Raw genomic sequence first — 18,232 nt, 5'->3', positions numbered from 1 at the left:
CTTATTAATAGATCAACCAGAGCCGACTCGCCAGCTGCCCCAATCCGCGCGCGCTCAGCTAGATCAATCTTCTGATGAACTTGATGAACCGTCAGCACCGCTTCGGCACTCTGCATTCCTAGCACATTAGCGAGCTGTGCGAGATCGCTAGGAAGATCATCTGCGTCGGCAAGGTAGCTGTCAGCCACGAAGAGCCAGGGCGGACGAGCTTGCTCAAGTGCCGCACTGAGTAATGCGCGTGCGACGTTAGTCGATCGACCGTGCGCCGACGGATTCGGTGTAACACTTCCATCCGCCGTCCACACAATCAGGTCGAGCGCTAACAGCCAGTCGATAGCGGAGGCATACTGGGTCCGAGTGAGATCGGCATACTGCGGATCCGCGCTGATGAGTGCCGCTGCCTGATCATATGAGGAACGTGCCAGCAGGTGCAGCCATCGTAAAGCCGCACGCAAGGTTCCCTCAGGCGGAAGCATCGGACAAGTAGGTCAGCAGCGCTGCGATGTCTGCGCTGTTCATGCCGACGGAGGAATCCGGCTCCTCATCCAGCTCACCTAGTTGCAGGACTTCGGGGTCGTCAAGCACGCCGCCCATAAAATTGAGCTTGGCGGAGAGGCGAGTGGCAACCAGCTCGTCGATCGTTTGGTTCGCCACGAGTATACGGATCCGGGTCATTGTCTGGGATGGAAGGCCGAGGCGGTGAATGCGATCCTGGCTCTGCAAAAATCGACCGGCTGCGAAATCACGGTCTACATATACCGCTTCGTGGCAAACCTGATGCAAGCTGACTCCCTCGCCAAGCGTGGCCGGGTTGGAAAGCAATACCATGCAGCTCTCGTCTTCACGAAATCTTCCGAGCTGTTCAGCCCGGTCTGGGGTACCGCCATGGATCAGCGCCGGCGAGAAGGGCTTGAGCAAGTCCTCGAGCGATGTCAGGTTTCGGACGAATGTCGACCAAACAATCGTCTTGCGCTGGCGTTTCGCGTTGTCCGAAACTATTTTAAGGGCGGCCTGGTACTTGGGTGACATCTCGTACGCAGGAAGGTCACGCATCAGTTCGACCAGCGAAGAGTCACCCGGGGGCGCAAGCGGTGGGACTTGGTAAGGCAGCGGATCATACCTGCTTGCTCCGGGTGCGAGGAGTGCTGGTGTCGTCGCGGCCATCAAAAGGTAGAGAGTGACTCTGCCAAGAGATTCAATCTCGTCCGCGCCCGCCCGAACTCGCCTAGACATCTGCCCGAGTAGTGCGTCATAGAGCTCCCTGTGGAGAGGCGGCAATTCGACCGGGACAGTCTTGACGTCGATGGGCGGCAACTGCAATTGCGCCTTCGTGGTTCGTACGAATAGGGGCCGGAGCTTCTGGCTCGCCGCACGAAGGTCATCGCCCGCGACTGCCCGAGAGACTGCTAAACGGCCCTGTCCAGGCCAGACAAAGGACATCAGGTTTTCAAGATCTCGAGAACCGTTTGGCGCCGGTGTCCCTGTGAGGATCAGGCGATGAGCTGCATAGGGCCCGAGTGCAAGGCATGCAGCTCCCCATGCTCCGGCCGCTCCAAGCTTCATCCGGTGCGCTTCATCAAGGATCAGCATGGAGGGCTTCGCGCGGAGCCACGCCAGCAAGGCGGCACGTGCATCCGGCAGTCGTTCATAGTTGATTAAGACAATGTCAGCCGATGGCACCGCTGAGGAGTCCATCGCAGCTACCTTCGGCGCCATCCCCGCCGAGTAGCAGGCGGTTGTCTCGTCATACCAGCTTTCGTATGCCGACTTGGGGCAGACGACGAGCATCCGCTGAATGAGGCCCTGATCGCGTCTCGCTTGGTAGACAGCTAGCCCAACTCGTGTCTTTCCTGCGCCGGGAACACTGAAGTTGGCGCCGTGGGACAGGTTGAGCAGTTTTGCGAGGTGCCCGCGTTGCCGATCGTTGAGGTTTCCAATCCAGCCTCCGCCGAGCAGCGGGGCCACCGTCGACGGATGCGAGACGGTTGCATCGTCACCATCGGACAAACTAGACGCCGCGATGTTGGCATCCGCATTGTTCTGTTCGACCAGCGCTAGCAGCTCCGCTTGCCAGTGAACGTTCTCGTAGTCGTCGTCTGGCCACTGAGCCAGCTCGGCAAGATTGACGAGAAAGTCGTCGATGTCGACATCGACGGTCGTAGGACTGATGCTGGATGCGGTGGGCAGTTTGCTCCGCAGCCTTTGCAGGAATCTGATGTGGTTTTCGTCGCAGCTGAGCTCGATCCGTCCGGCCGCAGTCGAGAAGCGCAGCTCAAGCATCAGGAATCGGTGTCTTTGACGGTCGCCGCCTCGCGGAGCCAGGTTAACCCGGGCCGCTCCGCAGGACTGTCGGCCGAACGCAAGACCAGCTGGGCCAACTTGGTGATGCTGCGCTGAATCTGCCCGAGCGCGTCGTCTAGGTCGTCGGCGTCGAAGTTCGCAGTTGCGCGGGCGTCAGCGACTGCGGAGGTGGCAAGGTCGAGGCTTTCCGCAGCATCGGTTAGGCGTTCCACAGCGGCGAAGCGCCGCTTGGTGACGCGGCTGTTCTTGCCGGCCTTGTCGAGTGCTGAATCGAATGCCGTATCGACATTCTTCAAGGTTGCCGTCGCCTGTGTAAGCTGATCCGACGTTACTAGGGACGGCGAGAGCTCAGCAGCCTTGGCCTTCAAGATCGACGTTGTGAAAGACTTCAAAGATTCGAGGTCTGCGCTTGGTGCAGCAGTCTTGATCGACGTGCCTGGAATCGACTTCGGTGCAGCCAGCGTGCTGACCTTGGGAACCAGATCCTTCAGATATTTTTTGGCGAAGTCGGCTTCGATGAGGCGGAGGTCCGTCTTCGACTTGTCTAAGACCATGGCGACCAGCCGTTGCTCTTTGAGAGCTTCCGCCTGGTCAGGCGACTTGCCTTTTAGCACGTTCCACGCTCGATAAAGCTCCTCCAGCTGACCCTGATCAGCTTCGAAGTCAATCAAGCGCATCGAAAGTTCTGCTCCCGCGACTCCGTCTGCGCGACTGCGCTCGATCGCCTCCCGGACGAAATGCAAGATCCACACGTTACGCTCGAAGGTCGCTGCCTTCATGCGGAATGCGCGCTGAATCTTGGATGGCTGATGTCCTGCCGCCACTCGTTCGTCAATCGCCAGCAGTAGATTCATGAACGAGTAGTCACGTCTGTGGTCCCTGCGCAGCTGTAACGCAAGTTCGATGTTCTGTATGTCGTCGAGGCCAGCGTCTTCCGGCAGCACAGCTACGCGGATGTTCTCGGCGCCCAGCTCCTTCAATGCCGCCCTGCGTGTATTGCCGTTGATCAAGATGCCCGAGCGGGTGATGATGCCCGGCTCGTTCTGGCCGTGGTCGCGGAGATCTTCCCTCAGCGCTTCAAAACTGGGGTCTGTCTTGCCCGGGTCGGTCGGACTCCCCATGAGGAGGTCGTGCAAGTACTTTTGGGCGGTTTGACCGAATGGATCGGAGTCGAGCGCCTTGTTGCGCTCCGGATCAAGTGCCCGTTGCGCGCGGATGCGGTGGGTATTGGGGTTGTAGGTTAGTAAATTGATCGGCATCTGGATAACGGGGAGTGGTGTCGGTCGATCGCGAAAATCGATCGAAAGCGTTTCCAGCAAGCTGGTCTTGTCAAGGGCCTTAAGCCGCAGGTCAACTACCTGCTTGACATCCATGGAGTTCGCTGGGCCAGGCAGGATCACGGACGTATCTCCGTTCGGGGCGGCGCTGGTTTGCTCCGAGATCATCGTTGCTCCCACATCGGCGGTCAAGGTCGTGTCGTTCGACCGGTCGTAATGAAATTATGGTCGTCATGACCCGACCCGATTGGCGTAACGCCAAGCTCTCCGGCATCAAGCGCATTGCGCTGTGGTTACACGCTGAAGTGACCGCTGACGGCGTGTTCACCAAGCAGCAGATGCGTACAGCGTTGAGCACTTCTGAGAAGGAGGAGCAAGATGAGCAGCTAGATCGCCGAATGCGAGACCTGCGTGACGAGGGATGGGTCATAGCCACCAATCGTGAGGACAAGTCCCTGGCGCTCCGGGAGCTCCGGTTGGTGCGCGAGGGCGGTGCGGTTTGGCAAGACGGCTACCAGTCCCGTAAGCCGAAGCTTCCTACGGCGAAGGAACGCCAGCAGACGTTCGCCGCCGATGACTTCGTGTGCCGCTTCTGCGGTATCGGGGCGGGCGAGACGTACCCAGAAGATGCACTGCGGACCGCGAAGTTGACCGTGTCCAGGACAGGACCCAGCTACGTGACTTGCTGCGATCGGTGCCGAGCGGCAGAGCCGCAAGTGGGTACGGCCGACGATGTCCTGGCGGCGACGAAGGATCTATCCGCTGAAGAACTCGCTGTGCTGAGGCGGTGGGTACTGCACGGCCGGCAACGCAGGAAGCCACTGCTGGCGATCTGGGCGCGTTACAGCCGATTGTCTGATTCTCAGCGACGTGTCTTCGCCTCAGGACTCGAGGGGAGATAGGCCCGCTGCTGTTGCCTTGTCCTGCTCGGACCATGCTGATCGCCGCCATCCCGGTCAGATAGCGTGAGGCCGTACGCCCGGCGGAGCTAAGGGGAGCACGTGGAGCTGTTGCACTCGGGGAAGGTTCGTGAGGTCTATGCCGACGGGCGGGACATCCTGCTTGTTGCGTCCGACCGGATCTCGATCTATGACGTGGTTCTGCCCACTGCCATCCCGGACAAGGGCAAGATCCTCACGCAGCTTTCGCTCTGGTGGTTCGAGCAGCTCGCCGACGTGGTGCCGAACCATGTCATCTCCAGCACCGACGTGCCCGCGGAGTGGGCCGGGCGCGCTGTCCGGTGTGAGCGGCTCGAGATGGTCATGGTGGAGTGCATCGCGCGGGGGTATCTCGCCGGGTCGGGGCTCAAGGAGTATGAGCGGGACGGGGCTGTGTCGGGGGTGGCGCTGCCGGCGGGGCTGATCGAGGGGTCGCAGCTGCCTGAGGCGATCTTCACGCCCACGACCAAAGTGCCGCCGGGTGAGGGGCATGACGAGTTCATGACCTACGCCGATGTGGAAAGCGCTACCAGCCCTGAGGTCGCGGCCGAGCTGAAGAGGATCACGCTCGAGGTGTACCGGCGTGGGCAGCAGGTCGCCGCCGCTCAGGGGATCATCATCGCGGACACCAAGATCGAGCTGGGATACGCGCAGGACGGCACGCTCACCCTGGGGGACGAACTGCTCACCCCGGACTCGTCACGGTTCTGGGCGGCCGACGAGTGGAAGCCGGGCGGCACGCAGCGCTACCTGGACAAGCAGTTCCTGCGGGACTGGTCGTCGACCCTGACCGACTGGGACCGCACGGCGCCGGGGCCGGAGATCCCGGAGGAGGTCGTCGAGGCGACCCGCAACCGGTACGTCGAGGTCTACGAGCGCCTCACCGGAGACAAGTGGGTCTGAAGTGATACGCGGGGATCGGCCGGTTCGAGGCGGTCTGATCTGAGCGGGATGGCGGGGCGGCTCGGCTAAGCGGGATGGGCTGGGCGGCCTCGCGTCGCCACCCACCACGCCGGCTCGGGCTTGTGGCCGTTGCGCTTGGCGTACAGGCGGAACGCGTATCCGGTGAGGACGACCGCGAACAATGCGCCGGTCCAACCGCCGAACACGATGCATATCGGCGCGAGAATCCAGAGCGCCAACGCGGCCGTCGTGTAAAGCAACGGGCGGGGCCTGCTCATGCGGTCCACGCGGCGGCAGAACTTCGGGTCGGACGCCCGCAAAAGCGTCACCAAGCCGTCGAATTCTGCCTTCTCCTGAGGATCGAGCACGATGACCACCTCCGAGTGCCTGCCGCTCGACGGCGGATTGATACCCGGCGTTGCGGAGAGGTAACCCGCTGATTGCTGTACGCGATGACGCTCACACCGGTGGCCGGAGTCAGGGCCGGGAACGCTTCGCTGTACGAGATCGGCGGCCCACTGTTGTGGCCCGGGCGGCCCACGTCGGATGGCCGGGACGGCGACGTCTTGTGCTCGAAGCTGCTCACCGCAGGTGGCTCCAGCGGCCACTTCGACGGTCGAAGCTACCCACCTCGGGTGGCCGGAGCTGCCCACGTCGGGTGGTCTCAGCTGCCAACCGTGGACGGCCGGAGCGACCCACGTCGGGTGGCTCGAGCTGGCCAGTTCGGTGCCCGAAGGCCATCTGCCTACGCGGTTGGGATGACTGGGCATCTCGCCGCGGTGCCGTTCGTGCGCCTTCGGAGCCGTACTCCTTCCGTGGGACATCGGCGAGTTCTGTGGGACGTCCGTGAGGGCCCGTTCGCGGTGAGGCGTAGTCCTGGTCTGCGGCGGACGATCATCGAAGTCCCCAAAGGACAGCCGCCGATTTCATGTGCTGCAGAACTTCTCAGTCCGGACATTGGATCGCGTACTGGTGGAAGCCGGTCGATGATGCGCCGGTATGCGGTCACATCGCCGAGATCGGTATCCCCCTTTCGATACCGCTACGAATTTCCAACACCTATACGAAGCGTGGCTGAGAAACGCGGCGGCGCCGATGCGGCCGGACGGCCTCTTCCGGGCGATTCCACCGCGGTTTCCGGCAGGGACCGGATTGGTGCAGTTGCGCCGATCAATGTGGAGCGAGCGCGTTCCTCTCTGCGCCGAAGGTGCTGTTGGAGGCGCCGGCTTGCCCGTAAGGCCGAGGCTTGTTCCGTTCAGCCTGGTGAGAGCGGTAACGCGTATTGGTTATTGCATCTTCGGTACCAAATGTCTGCGGCGCAAAAGTCACGGGTGGAAAATAATGGACGACAGCGGCAGTGGCGTGCGAACCGGCTCTGCACGCGCAGGACGGGACTATGCAGGCAAGAGCTCGAACGCCGATGTGATGGCGGACGCGCGGCCAAGGTGCCGGCCGACAAGAACCCGTTGAGCCGACGCCGAGTCCTTGAACGGGCGCCGAACCCTCGGGCGGGTGCCGAACCCTCTGGCGGGGCCGAGTCATCGGGCGGGTGCCGAGTCATCGGGCGGGTGCCGAATGTTCGGGCGGGTGCCGAGTCCTCGGGCGGGCGCCGAGTCCTTGGACGTAGGCAGACGCGGGCGGTGGGGTACTGACAGTGGATTGCGAAGCGCGGTCGTGGAGCAGGAAGACTGCTCGCACGTGAGGCGGCGATCTCGCGGCGCCGGCCGTCTGCTGTGGCCGCTGCTCGTGCGCGACGGCCAAACAAACGTGGAGTTCGTGGTCTCGACCCGCGCATGGCGGCGGCCGGAAACTGGACTGCTTAACCCGAGGCGGGGGGCGGCCCCGCAGGAATGCCCGAGGCTATGTTCCTGCAGGTGGTCGGCGGCGGGGCCAGCACGGGCTCGGAGCTCACTTGGCTCTGACCGTCGTTCAGCGCCGGCCGAGCTCACCCTGGCCGTTCGTCACTTTCAAGCTGCGCCCGCTGCAGGGTGTGGTTCGGCCATCGATGGGCTGAACGCGATAAAGGTGTGGCGGCGGCCGCTAGGACGTTGATCGTTTCCGGGCCGGGCTACCGAACAGCAAGGTCGTCCGAGAACGTGGCAGACAGGTAGGGCTGGTCGTCGAGTGGCTGTGGACTGCAGGCCACCGGGGCAAGCCAGCCGTACCAAGAAGAGATCATCCCCGGGGCGAACGGCCGTCGCGCTCAGGCGGGACACAGCCTCGCGGCCACAGATAGACAGGTCAGTCGGTCGCCGCAGCAGCGGCACGCCTTGCTTGGTGCTCAGGAGCGGCACGCCTTGCTTGGTACTGAGGAGTGACACGCTTTGCTTGGTGCTCAGGGGCGGTGCCTCTTTGGTGCAGGAGCTGCACCCCTTCTTGGTGTGCAGGAGTTGCACCTCTTGTTGGTGCGGCGGACGTGCCACCCGGGGGCTGCGGCGGCGAGCGGGCTCAGCAGGCCGGTGACGGCTGCGCCGCGACCGCGCGGGTCACGCCGCGGAGTGCCGTACGGGCAGGCCAGAGGGAGTGTAGAAGCCGCGCCCGACGTGGCGCCGGTCGACGGCCGGGTCTTCGCCGGCGCGGGCGGTCACGTACGGCGCCGTGAAGGTGTCGACTCCGGTGCCGAGGTGGGCGCCGGGGCGGTAGGTGACGGTGACGGCGCGGGGGGAGGCTGCCTCGATGACGCCGGCGCGCCAGCCGTCGCGGTAGACCCAGACGCGGTCGGAGGGGTGGTAGCTGTCGGCGGGTGCCACGTCCGCCGGGTCACGCTGGGGCGGGGCGGTGGTCGGGGCGGACGTCGGTGCCGTGGACATCGAGATGACCCTCCAAGATCTCGGGACTCGGGCGTCCGGGTGGCGGGGGAACGCCACCGGGCCGGCCGGGTCGGCCGAGAAGCCGAACTTTCAGCACGCTGTGTCAGCAGACGGTGCGTGTCTGTCAGCTATCATGCTCGCGTACCAAGGCGTTCGCAAGGCCGGATGCACGTGCATCCGCATTGGGCGAACGCTCGGGCGTGGGCTTGTGCTGTTTCGTTGTGGACGATCTCCCCTTTAGGATGCTGAGGGACTGCGTCCGGGCAGCCCCCACACAGCGACGACGAGGAGTCAGGTGAGCGCGGGTACGCAGCAGGAGGAGGCGCCGACCGGCGGCCCTACCGTCCTGCGCATCCTGCTCGGGGCTCAACTCCGCCGCCTGCGCGAGGCCAAGGGCATCACTCGTGAGGACGCCGGGTGGGAGATCCGAGCTTCGGGATCCAAGATCAGTCGCATGGAGCTGGGGCGGGTCAGCTTCAAGGAGCGCGACGTCAGCGACCTGCTGACCCTGTACGGCGTGAACGAGCCCAACGAGCGTGAGGCGCTGCTCGTCCTGGCTCGTCAGGCCAACAACCCGGGCTGGTGGCAACAGTTCAGCGACGTGATGCCCGGCTGGTTCCAGTCGTACCTGGGGCTCGAGGCCGCCGCGACGCTGATCCGTACGTACGAGATCCAGTTCGTCCCGGGTCTGCTGCAGACTCCCGACTACGCCCGCGCGGTCATCATGCTGGGCCACGCCGGTGTCACCCCGGAAGAGATGAACAAGCGGGTCGAGCTGCGCCGTCAGCGGCAGGCGATTCTGGACCGTCCCGAGGGCCCGCAGCTGTGGGCGGTCATCGACGAGGCGGTCCTGCGCCGGCCCATCGGCGGCGTCGAGGTCATGAAGGCGCAGATCGAGTTTCTGATCGAGGCGGCCAAGAAGCCCAACGTACGGCTGCAGATCATCCCTTTTCACGCCGGTGGTCACGCCGCCGCGGGCGGTCCGTTCGCGATTTTGCGTTTCCCCGAGCCCGAGCTCCCCGACGTCGTCTACGTCGAGCAGCTCACCAGCGCCATCTACCTCGACAAGCGTGAGGACGTCGACCAGTACGCGATGGCGATGGAGCGGGTCTGCATCGACGCCGAGCCGCCCGGCCACACGCCCGAGATCCTCGGCAAGCTGCTTCACGAGGTCGGCCGTCCGGCCTGATCTTCACGACTGTCTGGAGCCGCGCCCCGACGCGCGGTAGGCTCTGCGAATTCGCCTGAGCGTCTGCGAAGGGCGAGCATCGGTGGGCTCGTCCACGCCCGCTGCCGACGTCCGTGGACGAGACCTTTCACCGTCTCGGGTCCTGCCTGGCTTGAACCGCTAGGCAGGACCATCTCTTCTCCGGGCGCTCGCTCATCGGCGCGTTGCCCGGCCACTGCTTCGGTGCTGCCGGTCCGGTCTCACCGCCCGAGTGCGGGCCGTGGCGATCCGTCCGGCGGTTGATCTGCTCCGAGCGGGACGTGGAGATGGGCACGTCGCACTCGAGACGGCCGGCCATCGGCCGGCGCTGTCCCCGTCGAGCCGGCTCATCCCGCGCCGGTTCGGGGTTTCTGGCTGTCATCCGACTCGATCTCGGCCGGAAAGAGATTCAGGCTTTCGGGTACGTCGGCTCAGGCGAGCAGGTTGTCGAAGTCGCCGTCGCGAACGCCGCCGAGGAAAGCCTCGATCTCGGCCGGGGTGTAGATGAGAGCCGGACCCTCGGGGTCGCGGGAGTTGCGCATGGCCACCTCGCCGTTGGGGAGGACGGCGCACTCGACGCAGTTGCCGCTGGGGTTGCTGCGCCGGCTCTTCTGCCAGGTGACACCTTCCAACTGGCCGGCGGGGATGCCGTTGACCGCGTACGTCATGTTGAAGCTCCCTAGTTTCTCCTCCGGGCGAGGATCGTCCGGAGTCAGTTGCTCTCTCGTGAGCAATCATTGCCTCACACCTTGTGCAAATGCACGTGCATTTGGCCTTGCGTACTCACGTGATTGTGAGCATGATAACGCACGTACACATCTTGCGGGTGTCACTTAGGGTGACATCTTTGAGTGACGGGTCGGTCGCGGAAACGGCGTCGGCGGTCTCGGCGAAGGCTCCTTGGCGGGGGCGTCCTAGCGAGAGGTAACGAGATGGCCGTTCCCAATATCGGTCCCGATCACTTCGACCAGGGCGATGCCGACTCGTCGGACCAGCGCCGGGGCAACCCGGCGCCGCTCTACCGGGATGAGTCGATAACAGACGACGTGAGTGCCGCGACGGCACGAGCGGCGGTGGTATCGCACCGTTTCGGGGGCGTGAGGCATGTGCTGTCCCGGCCCGGCAACCCGCGGCCGGCCGATGAGGAGGGAGACTCCGGTGCCCGTGATTGATCACGGTGATGTCTACCGGGCTTCTCGCCTCTTTGTTGACGCGGCGTCAGCAGTGATCACTGTGGGTGAAAGTCAATATCGCGGTCGCGGAACGCTCATCGCGACGGCTAGCGGGCGCATGGTCACACCGCGTTGCCTCAACGTGAGCGCCGACCACCGGCTCCACGGTCTTCTTCGTATAGCAGAAGTGCCCAACGCTGGAGTTTTCTAAACCTCAGTTGATGAAAACTTTCCCCGGCTCCGGCCGGGTCGTCCGGTTCCCCCGTGCCGGGCGGCCCGGCCGGTTGACTTCCGGCACCGTCGTCGATGGTGCGGCGCTCGCAACCAGGCAAGCCATCGCTCTGCATGGCGCGTCGAGGTGTCTTCGGCGAGGCAATCGAGACCGTGGCGCCCGTACGAGGCGGGGTGGGCCGCGGCGCCCGTCTGAGAGGCGGGGTGGGCCGCGGCGCCCGTCTGCGAGGCGATCGAGACCGTGACGCCGTCTGCGAGGCGGGGTGGGCCGTGGTGTCGTCTGCGAGGCGGGGTGGGCCGCGGTGTCGTCTGCGAGGCGGAGTGGGCCGCGGTGTCGTCCGCGAGGCGGAGTGGGCCGCGGTGTCGTCCGCGCGGCAGGGAAACTGGGCATGTGCCCGATAAGGGTCAGGCTTGCGGCGAAGGGTCAGGGCTTGCGGGCGACGCCGGCCCAGTAGTAGGCGGCCTGGGGGTTGTCGACCTGCTCGTCGGGGCGCCAGTTCGACACCGGCACCAGGCCGGGGTCGAGCAGCTCCCAGTCGCCGAAGAAGCGCCGTACGTCGGCCTCGGGCCGGGCCACCAGGGTCATGCCGGCGCCGGTGGCCGCGGCGACTGCCTCGTTCACCTGGTCGGGGGCGAAGTCGGCCGTCGGGTGCGTGATGGCCAGGAGGCTGCCGGAGGGCATCGCGTCGCGGAGAGCGTCGACGGTGGACCAAGGGTCGTCCTCGTCGGCGATCAGCATCAGGACGGCGATCAGCGTGAGGCCGACCGGCTTGTCGAGATCCAGGGTGTCGCCCAGGACCTTGTCGGTGAGGATCGACTCGGGGGCGCGCAGGTCGGCCGAGATGTACTCGCTGCGGCCCTGCTCTGTGCTGATCATGAGGGCTCGCGCGTGGACCAGCACGATCGGGTCGTTGTCCACATAGACCACCCGGGACTCCGGGGCGATCCGCTGGGCGATCTCGTGCAGGTTGGGCCGGGTCGGGATGCCCGTGCCGACGTCGAGGAACTGGCGGATGCCCTCCTCGGCGACCAGGTCGCGGGCGACACGGTGGACGAACTTGCGGTTTTCGGCGGCCATGTAGCGCATGCCGGGGATCGCCTTGATCATGGCTTCGCCGACCGCGCGGTCGACTGCGAAGTTGTCCTTGCCGCCGAGCCAGTAGTCGTAGATGCGAGCCGAGTGCGGCACGTTGATGTTCACGCCCGCGGGCGCGACCTCCGGCACCGAGGGATCCACGTCCGCCTCCTCGTCCGACCCGCACCGGGCCGACCTTCGTCAGTGCGGTAAAGAGTAGCGGGCGAGAACGATCACCGTAAAATTCGGACGTTGATATTCAGATGCGCTGGTCACGCCGCTGAGGCGCGATCACGGTAGGGGCGGGCGCGGTCGGGGCTGGGGATGCCGCAGACCACCCGGTCGCGTCCGCCGTGCTTGGCGGCGTACAGGTTGCGGTCGGCTGTGGACAGCAGGCCGGGCTGGGTCAGTTTCTCCGATTCGCTCACACAGGCGACGCCGATGCTGATCGTGACCGGTAGGCCGTGCGTGATGCCGGCCCAGTTGTGGGCGCCGACGGCGCGGCGGATGCGGTCGAGCTCACGGCCGGCGCGGGGCGTCGGGCAGCCGGGCAGCACCATGAGGAACTCCTCGCCACCCATCCGGGCGACGAACCCGTCGGGCGAGACGGCCGCGAGCTCGGCCTCGAGCAGTTTCGCCACCTGGACCAGAACCTGGTCGCCGACGTCGTGGGAGAGCTGGTCGTTGATCCGCTTGAAGTGGTCGAGGTCGACCAGGGCGACGGTCAGGTCGGGGTCGGTGCCGATCAGGCGGGGCAGCTGCTCGTCGATGAAGCGACGGTTGCGCAGCCCGGTCAGCGGGTCGCGGCGGGCCTGCTCGCGGAAGCGTTCGGCCTCCTGGCGGGCCTCGGCCGTCTCGAACATCGCCTGCCGGGTGCGGGCCTGAGCCTCGCGCTGGCGGGAGCGGAGGGCGATGTAGGCCGCGAAGAACGCCTTGTGCGCCTCGTACGCCTCGGCGAACTCGCCGCGGGCGGCGTGCAGCTCGGCCTGCTCCTGGTACACCTGGACCATGAAGTGGCCCAGCTCGCGGTCGGCGCAGAGCCGGCGGGACTCGTCGAGGCTGCGCTGCGCTCGTTCGTACGCGCCGAGGCCGCGCTGGGCCCGGGCCAGGTTGAGCAGGTACTCGGGCATCGCGTCGGCGTCGTCGCGCCGGATGAGGCTGTATTTCTCGATGCACTGCAGCATGGTCTGCTCGGCCTCGGCGTAGCGGCCGTTGCCCAGCTCGATGGCGCCGATCGTGTCGAGCACGGTGGCGTCGAGCTCGAAGCTGTGCGTGTCGGCCAGCGCGCGCAGCCGCTGCGCGACCTGCTCGGCATGCTCGTAGTTGCCGGCGGCGTGCTCCGAGTAGGCGTAGTTGTTGAGCACGTACAGCCGGAGAAAGGGCCGGTCGAGGTCGGTCGTCAGCCGCTCGGCCTGGTCGAAACGCTCGCGGGCGGTCTCGAACGAGCCGGCGAAGGCCAGCGCGTCGGCCAGCTTGGCCCGGTGCCAGATCTGCATGTGCGCGGTGGCCGTGTCGTCGAGCAACTCGACGCTGAGCAGGGCGTGCTCGAGACTCTGGGCCGCGTCGCCGAGGTGGCGGTGGATGGCCGACCAGATCAGATGGGTACGGGCGGTGAGCCGCCGGGCGTCGTGGTCGATCGCCCACTGGTGGATCTGCCAGATGCGCTGAGCGGCCTCGGCGACGTCACCGGAGCGCATGCGCATGTTGGCCTGGCTGAGCTGGGCCCGGGCGACGAGCATGTCATCACCGAGCAGGCGGGCCTGACGCTCGTAGCGTTCGGCCAGCTCGAGCATGGGGATGGCGTCCCAGTGGATCTCGTCTTCCAACTCGAGGAGGGCGGCGTCCAGCCGCTCAGCGTCGAGCACTTCCCGGTCCGGATCCACGTGGCCAGCCCCCTTTCTGCTTCTGGGCCACTGATCGACAGCGCCGCCCGGGTGTTGAGGAAAACCGCCATGATCAGCGCTCCGCTTTCGAAGGTTAGCTCTGCGTGAGGCCACCGTTCCATGTTCACTCAGGTGAGCAATCTCGCCCCACCAGCACCGGAAGCGGCGCCCGCCGGGGCGGACGCCGCGTCTCAGGGTCGGTCGATCGGGGTGAGCAGCCGCTCGTCGCGGCCTGGAGTGGATCAGCGGGTGGCCGCGGGAACCTTCGTTTCGGAGCCCGAGCCCGAGCCCGAGCCCGAGCCCGAGCCCGAGCCGGAGGCGGCCGCGGAGGCGGAGGCGGCCGCGGAGGCGGAGGGGGCCGAGGAAGCGGAGGGGGCCGAGGAGGCGGAGTCCGAGGGGGTTGCGGACGGCTCGGCGGGCGACGCCAGGTCGACGGTCGAGCGCAGCGGCGTCGGGCGCAGCAGCGCGGCGGCGATCACCCCGATCACGGCGATGGCCGCGCTGATCAGGAAGATGTGCCCGGTGGCGTCGCCGTAGGCGGCCCGCACGATGTGCTGGATCGAGTCGGGCAGCGCGGCCAGGTTGAGCGTGCTGCTGCCGCCGGTGCTGCCGGCCGGGACCCCGGCGCTGGCCAGGTCGTGGGTGATCTGGTCGTTGACCCGGCGGGCGAGGACCGCGCCGAGGACCGAGACGCCGATCGTGCCGCCGAGCGAGCGGAAGAACGCCACCGTCGAGCTGGCCGCGCCGATGTCCTTCAGCGAGACGGTGTTCTGCACCGAGAGCACCAGGTTCTGCATCGACATGCCGACGCCCACACCGACGAGGGCCATCGCGATGCCGACGTACCAGAGGGGGGTCTCGTGATCGAGCATCGAGAGCCCGGCGAAACCGGCCACCAGCACGATCGTGCCGGCCAGGATGTACGGCTTGATCCGCCCGCTCTTGGTGATCATGCGACCGGTGACGGTCGAGGAGACCAGGATGCCGGCCATCATCGGGATCGTCAGCAGGCCCGCCTCGGTGGGGCTGTAGCCCCGGCCGATCTGGAAATACTGCCCGAGGAAGACGGCGCCACCGAACATCGCCATGCCGACCGCGAGGCTGGCGACGATGGCCAGGGCGGTGTTGCGCTGCTTGACGATGTCGAGCGGCACGACCGGCTCGGCGACCCGGGTCTCGACCAGGATGGCCAGGGCGAGCAGGACCAGTCCGGCGCCGACCATCAGGGCGCTCGGCCAGGAGATCCAGCCGAACGAGCTGTCGACGAACGAGACCCAGACGAGCAGGGTGCTCACTCCGGCCGCGATCAGCCCGGCTCCGAGGTAGTCGATCTTCACGTCGGCCCGGCGGATGACCTCGAGGTTGAGCGTCTTCTGGAGGACGACGAGGGCGATCACGGCGATCGGCGCGCCGATGAAGAAGCACCAGCGCCAGCCGAGCGTGGAGTCGACGATGAGGCCGCCGAGCAGCGGGCCGCCGACCGTGGCCAGGGCCATGACGCCACCGAGGTAGCCGTTGTAGCGACCGCGTTCGCGGGGCGGGATCATCGCGGCGATGGCCACCTGGACCAGCGCCTGCACGCCGCCCATGCCGAGGCCCTGGAACCCGCGGGCGGCGATCAGCTGACCGGCGGTCTGCGAGAAGCCGGCCACGATCGAGCCGAGTACGAACACCACGATCGCGATCTGGACCAGCAGCTTCTTGCTGTAGAGGTCGGCCAGCTTGCCCCAGATCGGGGTCGAGGCGGTCGCGGTCAGCAGGGTCGCGGTGACCACCCAGGTGTACTGCGTCTGGCTGCCGTCGAGAGCGCCAATGATCTTGGGCAGCGCGGTGGAGACGATGGTCGAGCTGGCCATCGCGACGAAGAGCACCAGCAGGAGGCCGGAGAGCGCCTCCATGATCTGGCGGTGGGACATGGCGCCCGGGCGGACGCCGGTGGTGGTCGAGGCGCTCATCGCGCAGCCTCCATCGTGGTGATGCGAGAAGTGGTTGCCTCATGCAACTATCGGCGAACGCTTCTCATTGCGCAAGTTTGCACTTTGAGAAGGGAATCACACGCCGGTACGCTCAACCCATGAGCACCACCGCCGAGCCCGGACTCCGTGAGCGCAAAAAGGCCGCCACCCGGCAGTCCCTGCACGCCGCGGCCATGCGCCTGGCAATCGAGCACGGCCCGGACCGCGTCACCGTCGAGGCCATCGCCGACGAGGCCGGGGTGTCCCGGCGGACGTTCTCGAACTACTTCGGCAGCAAGGAAGAAGCCCTGCTGTACGGGGACTACCAGCGCATCCACCTGCTGATCGAGCAGGTGCGGGCGCGCCCGCCGGGCGAGGCGCCGTGGGCGGCGCTCACCGCGGCCGCCGAGCAGTTCTATCTCAAGCTCGGCGATCTCGACCCGCACTGGGTCGCCCAGAGCCGCCTCGTGCGCACCCAGCCGGGGCTGGTGGCCGCCCAGGTCCAGACGTTCGCCGCGCTCGAGCGCGAGCTCTCGGCCGAGATCGCCGCGCGGTCCGGTGACGACCCGGGCGGCATACGGGTGAAGATGACCTCCGCCGCGTTCCTGGCCTCGCTGCGGGTGGCGCTGCACATCTGGCTCGACAAGCCGCCCGGCACCAACCTGTGGGAGCTGGTGTCCGAGGCGCTGGCCGAGGCCGGCCGGGGTTTCCGGTGATCAGCGCGCTCCGAGGCCGTCCAGCACCAGGCTGAGCTGGCGGCGCCAGGCGTGCGGGTCGGCCGAGCTGCGCAGGACGCCGGCGTTCGCGCGCATCAGCAGGCTGATGTCCCGACGGGTGAAGTCGGGGCGCAACCGGCCGGCCGCCTGCGCCCGCTCGATCACCTCGGTGGCGCCGCGCTGGGCGGTCGCGAGCAACTCGGCGAGCCGGTCGTCGTCGTCGAAGCCGCTGGTCACCAGCAACTCGGAGAGGCCCCGATCGGACGCCTGGATCTCGAAGAGCCGGGTCAGGTACGTCACGAAGGCGGCCCACGGGTTGGGCTCGGCCAGGGCGTTCTCGGCCAGTTCGACGTACCCGGTCATCTGCCCCGCGAAGACCTCGGCGATCAGGTCCCGGCGGGTCGGGAAGCGCCGGTACAGCGTGGCGTTGCCGACCCCGGCCCGGCGTGCGATCTCATCGAGGGAGGCGTCGAGACCGTGCTCGCCGAACACCTCACGGGCGGCGGCGAGAAGCGCGACCCGGTTACGCTGCGCGTCGGCGCGCAGTCGATCTGCCATGGGTGACAGGGTACGACGCGAGCGGGGACGGATCCCCGGTTGGTGCTACGGTCGCCATGATCGACCGATCCCCGGAGGCGAACCATGCAGACGACCACCGTGCAGATCCCGACGACGGACGGGGCGGCGGACGCCTACCTCGTGCGGCCCGACGGTGACGGGCCGTTCCCCGGCGTGCTGATGTTCATGGACGCCTTCGGGCTGCGGCCCCGGATCGCCGAGATGGCCGAGCGGATCGCCGAGCGGGGCTACGCCGTGCTCGCGCCCAACATCCTCTACCGCGGCGGGCCGTCTCCCCTGGTCACGTCCGAGGAGTTGCAGGACGAGGAGAAGCGGGGCGCCGCGTTCGGCCGGCTGATGCCGCTGATCCAGGGGCTGACCGCCGACCGCGTCGCCGCCGACACCGGCAGCTACCTCGACTTCTTCACGGCGCAGGACGGCGTGGCCGACCGGCCGGTGGTGATCGTGGGCTACTGCATGGGCGGCACCAACGCGTTGCGGGCGATCGAGGCGCACCCGGACCGGATCAAGGCGGTCGCCACCTTCCACGCCGGGCGGCTCGCCACCGACCAGCCGGACAGCCCGCACCTCGCGGTCGGCGCGATCACCGGTGAGGCGTACTTCGCGCACGCCGACAACGACTCGTCGATGACCGCCGACCAGATTCGGACGCTCGAGACCGCGCTCGACGACGCCGGCGTGAAATACACGTCCGAGGTCTACTCCGGAGCGCCGCACGGGTTCACCATGTCCGACACGGCCATGTACGACCGCGAGGCCGAGCAGCGGCACTGGGTCAACCTCTTCGCCCTGCTCGACCGCACCGCCGGCTGAGACGCGTTCGCCTCAGTTGGCGTAGAGCCCGGGGAAGAACCGGTCGGTGGCGGTCACGTCGTAGACCTGACGCACCTCGGTGATCCGGCCGTCGGCCACGGTCAGGAACTCCACCATCCGCACCGTGCCGAACGGCGCCTCGAGGTCGTAGATCAGCGCGGCGCCGTCGTCGGCCCGGGTCTCGCCCACGACCGTGACCGCGTCGGCGAAGACGGCGATCCGGTGCAGCACCTGCACCAGCTCCTCGTCGTCGACCGGGGCGTCCAGATTCCACTCGATCTCGGCGTCCGGTGCGAGCAGCTGCCGCACCGCGATCCGGTCGTCGCTGGTCCACGACTTGTTCCAGAAACCGGCGACGTCCATGGCGCTCTC

16 protein-coding genes are annotated in these 18,232 nt (G+C 66.7%); 6 read left to right on the top strand and 10 right to left on the bottom strand.

Features of this window, described 5'->3' with window-relative positions; all coding sequences use genetic code 11:
- Window positions 1–462 precede the first annotated feature (462 nt).
- Both HJC40_RS08745 and HJC40_RS08740 read right to left on the bottom strand, forming a co-directional pair.
- Window positions 463–2,280, bottom strand: coding sequence for a DEAD/DEAH box helicase (locus HJC40_RS08745; RefSeq protein ID WP_250000082.1), 1,818 nt, complete (start codon window positions 2,278–2,280; stop codon window positions 463–465).
- On the bottom strand, window positions 2,280–3,770 hold the full coding sequence (locus HJC40_RS08740) for a ParB/RepB/Spo0J family partition protein (RefSeq protein WP_250000079.1): 1,491 nt from the start codon (window positions 3,768–3,770) through the stop codon (window positions 2,280–2,282). The genes HJC40_RS08745 and HJC40_RS08740 overlap by 1 nt, the downstream gene beginning before the upstream one ends.
- A 41-nt stretch (window positions 3,771–3,811) precedes the next feature.
- On the opposite strand from HJC40_RS08740, the gene HJC40_RS08735 reads away from it, so the two are divergent.
- Both HJC40_RS08735 and HJC40_RS08730 read left to right on the top strand, forming a co-directional pair.
- The gene (locus HJC40_RS08735; protein ID WP_250000077.1) at window positions 3,812–4,480 is read left to right on the top strand and encodes a hypothetical protein; all 669 of its coding nucleotides are present in this window, start codon (window positions 3,812–3,814) and stop codon (window positions 4,478–4,480) included.
- Between the two features lie 99 nt (window positions 4,481–4,579).
- On the top strand, window positions 4,580–5,419 hold the full coding sequence (locus HJC40_RS08730) for a phosphoribosylaminoimidazolesuccinocarboxamide synthase (protein WP_250000073.1): 840 nt from the start codon (window positions 4,580–4,582) through the stop codon (window positions 5,417–5,419).
- A gap of 65 nt (window positions 5,420–5,484) precedes the next feature.
- Here HJC40_RS08730 and HJC40_RS46080 read toward each other — a convergent pair whose 3' ends face one another.
- Both HJC40_RS46080 and HJC40_RS08720 read right to left on the bottom strand, forming a co-directional pair.
- The gene (locus HJC40_RS46080) at window positions 5,485–5,796 is read right to left on the bottom strand and encodes a DUF3040 domain-containing protein (RefSeq protein ID WP_250000070.1); all 312 of its coding nucleotides are present in this window, start codon (window positions 5,794–5,796) and stop codon (window positions 5,485–5,487) included.
- Between the two features lie 2,109 nt (window positions 5,797–7,905).
- On the bottom strand, window positions 7,906–8,229 hold the full coding sequence (locus HJC40_RS08720; RefSeq protein ID WP_250000067.1) for a hypothetical protein: 324 nt from the start codon (window positions 8,227–8,229) through the stop codon (window positions 7,906–7,908).
- Window positions 8,230–8,524: 295 nt separating this feature from the next.
- On the opposite strand from HJC40_RS08720, the gene HJC40_RS08715 reads away from it, so the two are divergent.
- On the top strand, window positions 8,525–9,418 hold the full coding sequence (locus HJC40_RS08715; RefSeq protein WP_250000064.1) for a helix-turn-helix transcriptional regulator: 894 nt from the start codon (window positions 8,525–8,527) through the stop codon (window positions 9,416–9,418).
- A 449-nt stretch (window positions 9,419–9,867) separates the two neighbouring features.
- Here HJC40_RS08715 and HJC40_RS08710 read toward each other — a convergent pair whose 3' ends face one another.
- On the bottom strand, window positions 9,868–10,104 hold the full coding sequence (locus HJC40_RS08710) for a DUF397 domain-containing protein (RefSeq protein ID WP_250000061.1): 237 nt from the start codon (window positions 10,102–10,104) through the stop codon (window positions 9,868–9,870).
- Between the two features lie 264 nt (window positions 10,105–10,368).
- On the opposite strand from HJC40_RS08710, the gene HJC40_RS08705 reads away from it, so the two are divergent.
- Window positions 10,369–10,608 (top strand): hypothetical protein, encoded by a 240-nt coding sequence (locus tag HJC40_RS08705; protein ID WP_250000058.1) that lies wholly within the window; start codon window positions 10,369–10,371, stop codon window positions 10,606–10,608.
- A 655-nt stretch (window positions 10,609–11,263) separates the two neighbouring features.
- On the opposite strand, the gene HJC40_RS08700 is transcribed toward HJC40_RS08705, so the two are convergent.
- From HJC40_RS08700 to HJC40_RS08690, 3 genes are all read right to left on the bottom strand, one after another.
- The gene (locus HJC40_RS08700) at window positions 11,264–12,076 is read right to left on the bottom strand and encodes an SAM-dependent methyltransferase (RefSeq protein ID WP_308200874.1); all 813 of its coding nucleotides are present in this window, start codon (window positions 12,074–12,076) and stop codon (window positions 11,264–11,266) included.
- A 110-nt stretch (window positions 12,077–12,186) separates the two neighbouring features.
- Window positions 12,187–13,797, bottom strand: coding sequence for a GGDEF domain-containing protein (locus HJC40_RS08695; protein ID WP_250000054.1), 1,611 nt, complete (start codon window positions 13,795–13,797; stop codon window positions 12,187–12,189).
- Between the two features lie 242 nt (window positions 13,798–14,039).
- The gene (locus HJC40_RS08690; RefSeq protein WP_250000051.1) at window positions 14,040–15,752 is read right to left on the bottom strand and encodes an MDR family MFS transporter; all 1,713 of its coding nucleotides are present in this window, start codon (window positions 15,750–15,752) and stop codon (window positions 14,040–14,042) included.
- A gap of 119 nt (window positions 15,753–15,871) precedes the next feature.
- Here HJC40_RS08690 and HJC40_RS08685 point away from each other — a divergent pair, with 119 nt between their 5' ends.
- Window positions 15,872–16,468, top strand: a complete 597-nt coding sequence (locus HJC40_RS08685; RefSeq protein ID WP_250000048.1) for a TetR/AcrR family transcriptional regulator — start codon at window positions 15,872–15,874, stop codon at window positions 16,466–16,468.
- On the opposite strand, the gene HJC40_RS08680 is transcribed toward HJC40_RS08685, so the two are convergent.
- On the bottom strand, window positions 16,469–17,026 hold the full coding sequence (locus tag HJC40_RS08680) for a TetR/AcrR family transcriptional regulator (RefSeq protein ID WP_250000045.1): 558 nt from the start codon (window positions 17,024–17,026) through the stop codon (window positions 16,469–16,471).
- 84 nt (window positions 17,027–17,110) lie between these two features.
- On the opposite strand from HJC40_RS08680, the gene HJC40_RS08675 reads away from it, so the two are divergent.
- Window positions 17,111–17,860 (top strand): dienelactone hydrolase family protein, encoded by a 750-nt coding sequence (locus tag HJC40_RS08675; protein WP_250000042.1) that lies wholly within the window; start codon window positions 17,111–17,113, stop codon window positions 17,858–17,860.
- A 12-nt stretch (window positions 17,861–17,872) separates the two neighbouring features.
- On the opposite strand, the gene HJC40_RS08670 is transcribed toward HJC40_RS08675, so the two are convergent.
- A complete protein-coding gene (locus HJC40_RS08670) occupies window positions 17,873–18,223 on the bottom strand; it encodes a hypothetical protein (RefSeq protein WP_250000040.1) in 351 nt (116 codons plus the stop codon).
- Window positions 18,224–18,232: the final 9 nt, after the last annotated feature.

The sequence above is a fragment of the Actinoplanes sp. M2I2 genome, assembly GCF_023544445.1.
GTDB lineage: Bacteria > Actinomycetota > Actinomycetes > Mycobacteriales > Micromonosporaceae > Actinoplanes.
This window is presented reverse-complemented; position numbering and strand designations above follow the sequence as displayed.

What these genes read in the sequence shown, in the direction of transcription:
- HJC40_RS08745 (WP_250000082.1), bottom strand. Translation starts at nt 2,280, where the DNA reads ATGCTTGAGCTGCGCTTCTCGACTGCGGCCGGACGGATCGAGCTCAGC.
- HJC40_RS08735 (WP_250000077.1), top strand. Translation starts at nt 3,812, where the DNA reads ATGACCCGACCCGATTGGCGTAACGCCAAGCTCTCCGGCATCAAGCGC.
- HJC40_RS08720 (WP_250000067.1), bottom strand. Translation starts at nt 8,229, where the DNA reads ATGTCCACGGCACCGACGTCCGCCCCGACCACCGCCCCGCCCCAGCGT.
- HJC40_RS08710 (WP_250000061.1), bottom strand. Translation starts at nt 10,104, where the DNA reads ATGACGTACGCGGTCAACGGCATCCCCGCCGGCCAGTTGGAAGGTGTC.
- HJC40_RS08705 (WP_250000058.1), top strand. Translation starts at nt 10,369, where the DNA reads ATGGCCGTTCCCAATATCGGTCCCGATCACTTCGACCAGGGCGATGCC.
- HJC40_RS08690 (WP_250000051.1), bottom strand. Translation starts at nt 15,752, where the DNA reads ATGAGCGCCTCGACCACCACCGGCGTCCGCCCGGGCGCCATGTCCCAC.
- HJC40_RS08685 (WP_250000048.1), top strand. Translation starts at nt 15,872, where the DNA reads ATGAGCACCACCGCCGAGCCCGGACTCCGTGAGCGCAAAAAGGCCGCC.
- HJC40_RS08680 (WP_250000045.1), bottom strand. Translation starts at nt 17,026, where the DNA reads ATGGCAGATCGACTGCGCGCCGACGCGCAGCGTAACCGGGTCGCGCTT.
- HJC40_RS08675 (WP_250000042.1), top strand. Translation starts at nt 17,111, where the DNA reads ATGCAGACGACCACCGTGCAGATCCCGACGACGGACGGGGCGGCGGAC.
- HJC40_RS08670 (WP_250000040.1), bottom strand. Translation starts at nt 18,223, where the DNA reads ATGGACGTCGCCGGTTTCTGGAACAAGTCGTGGACCAGCGACGACCGG.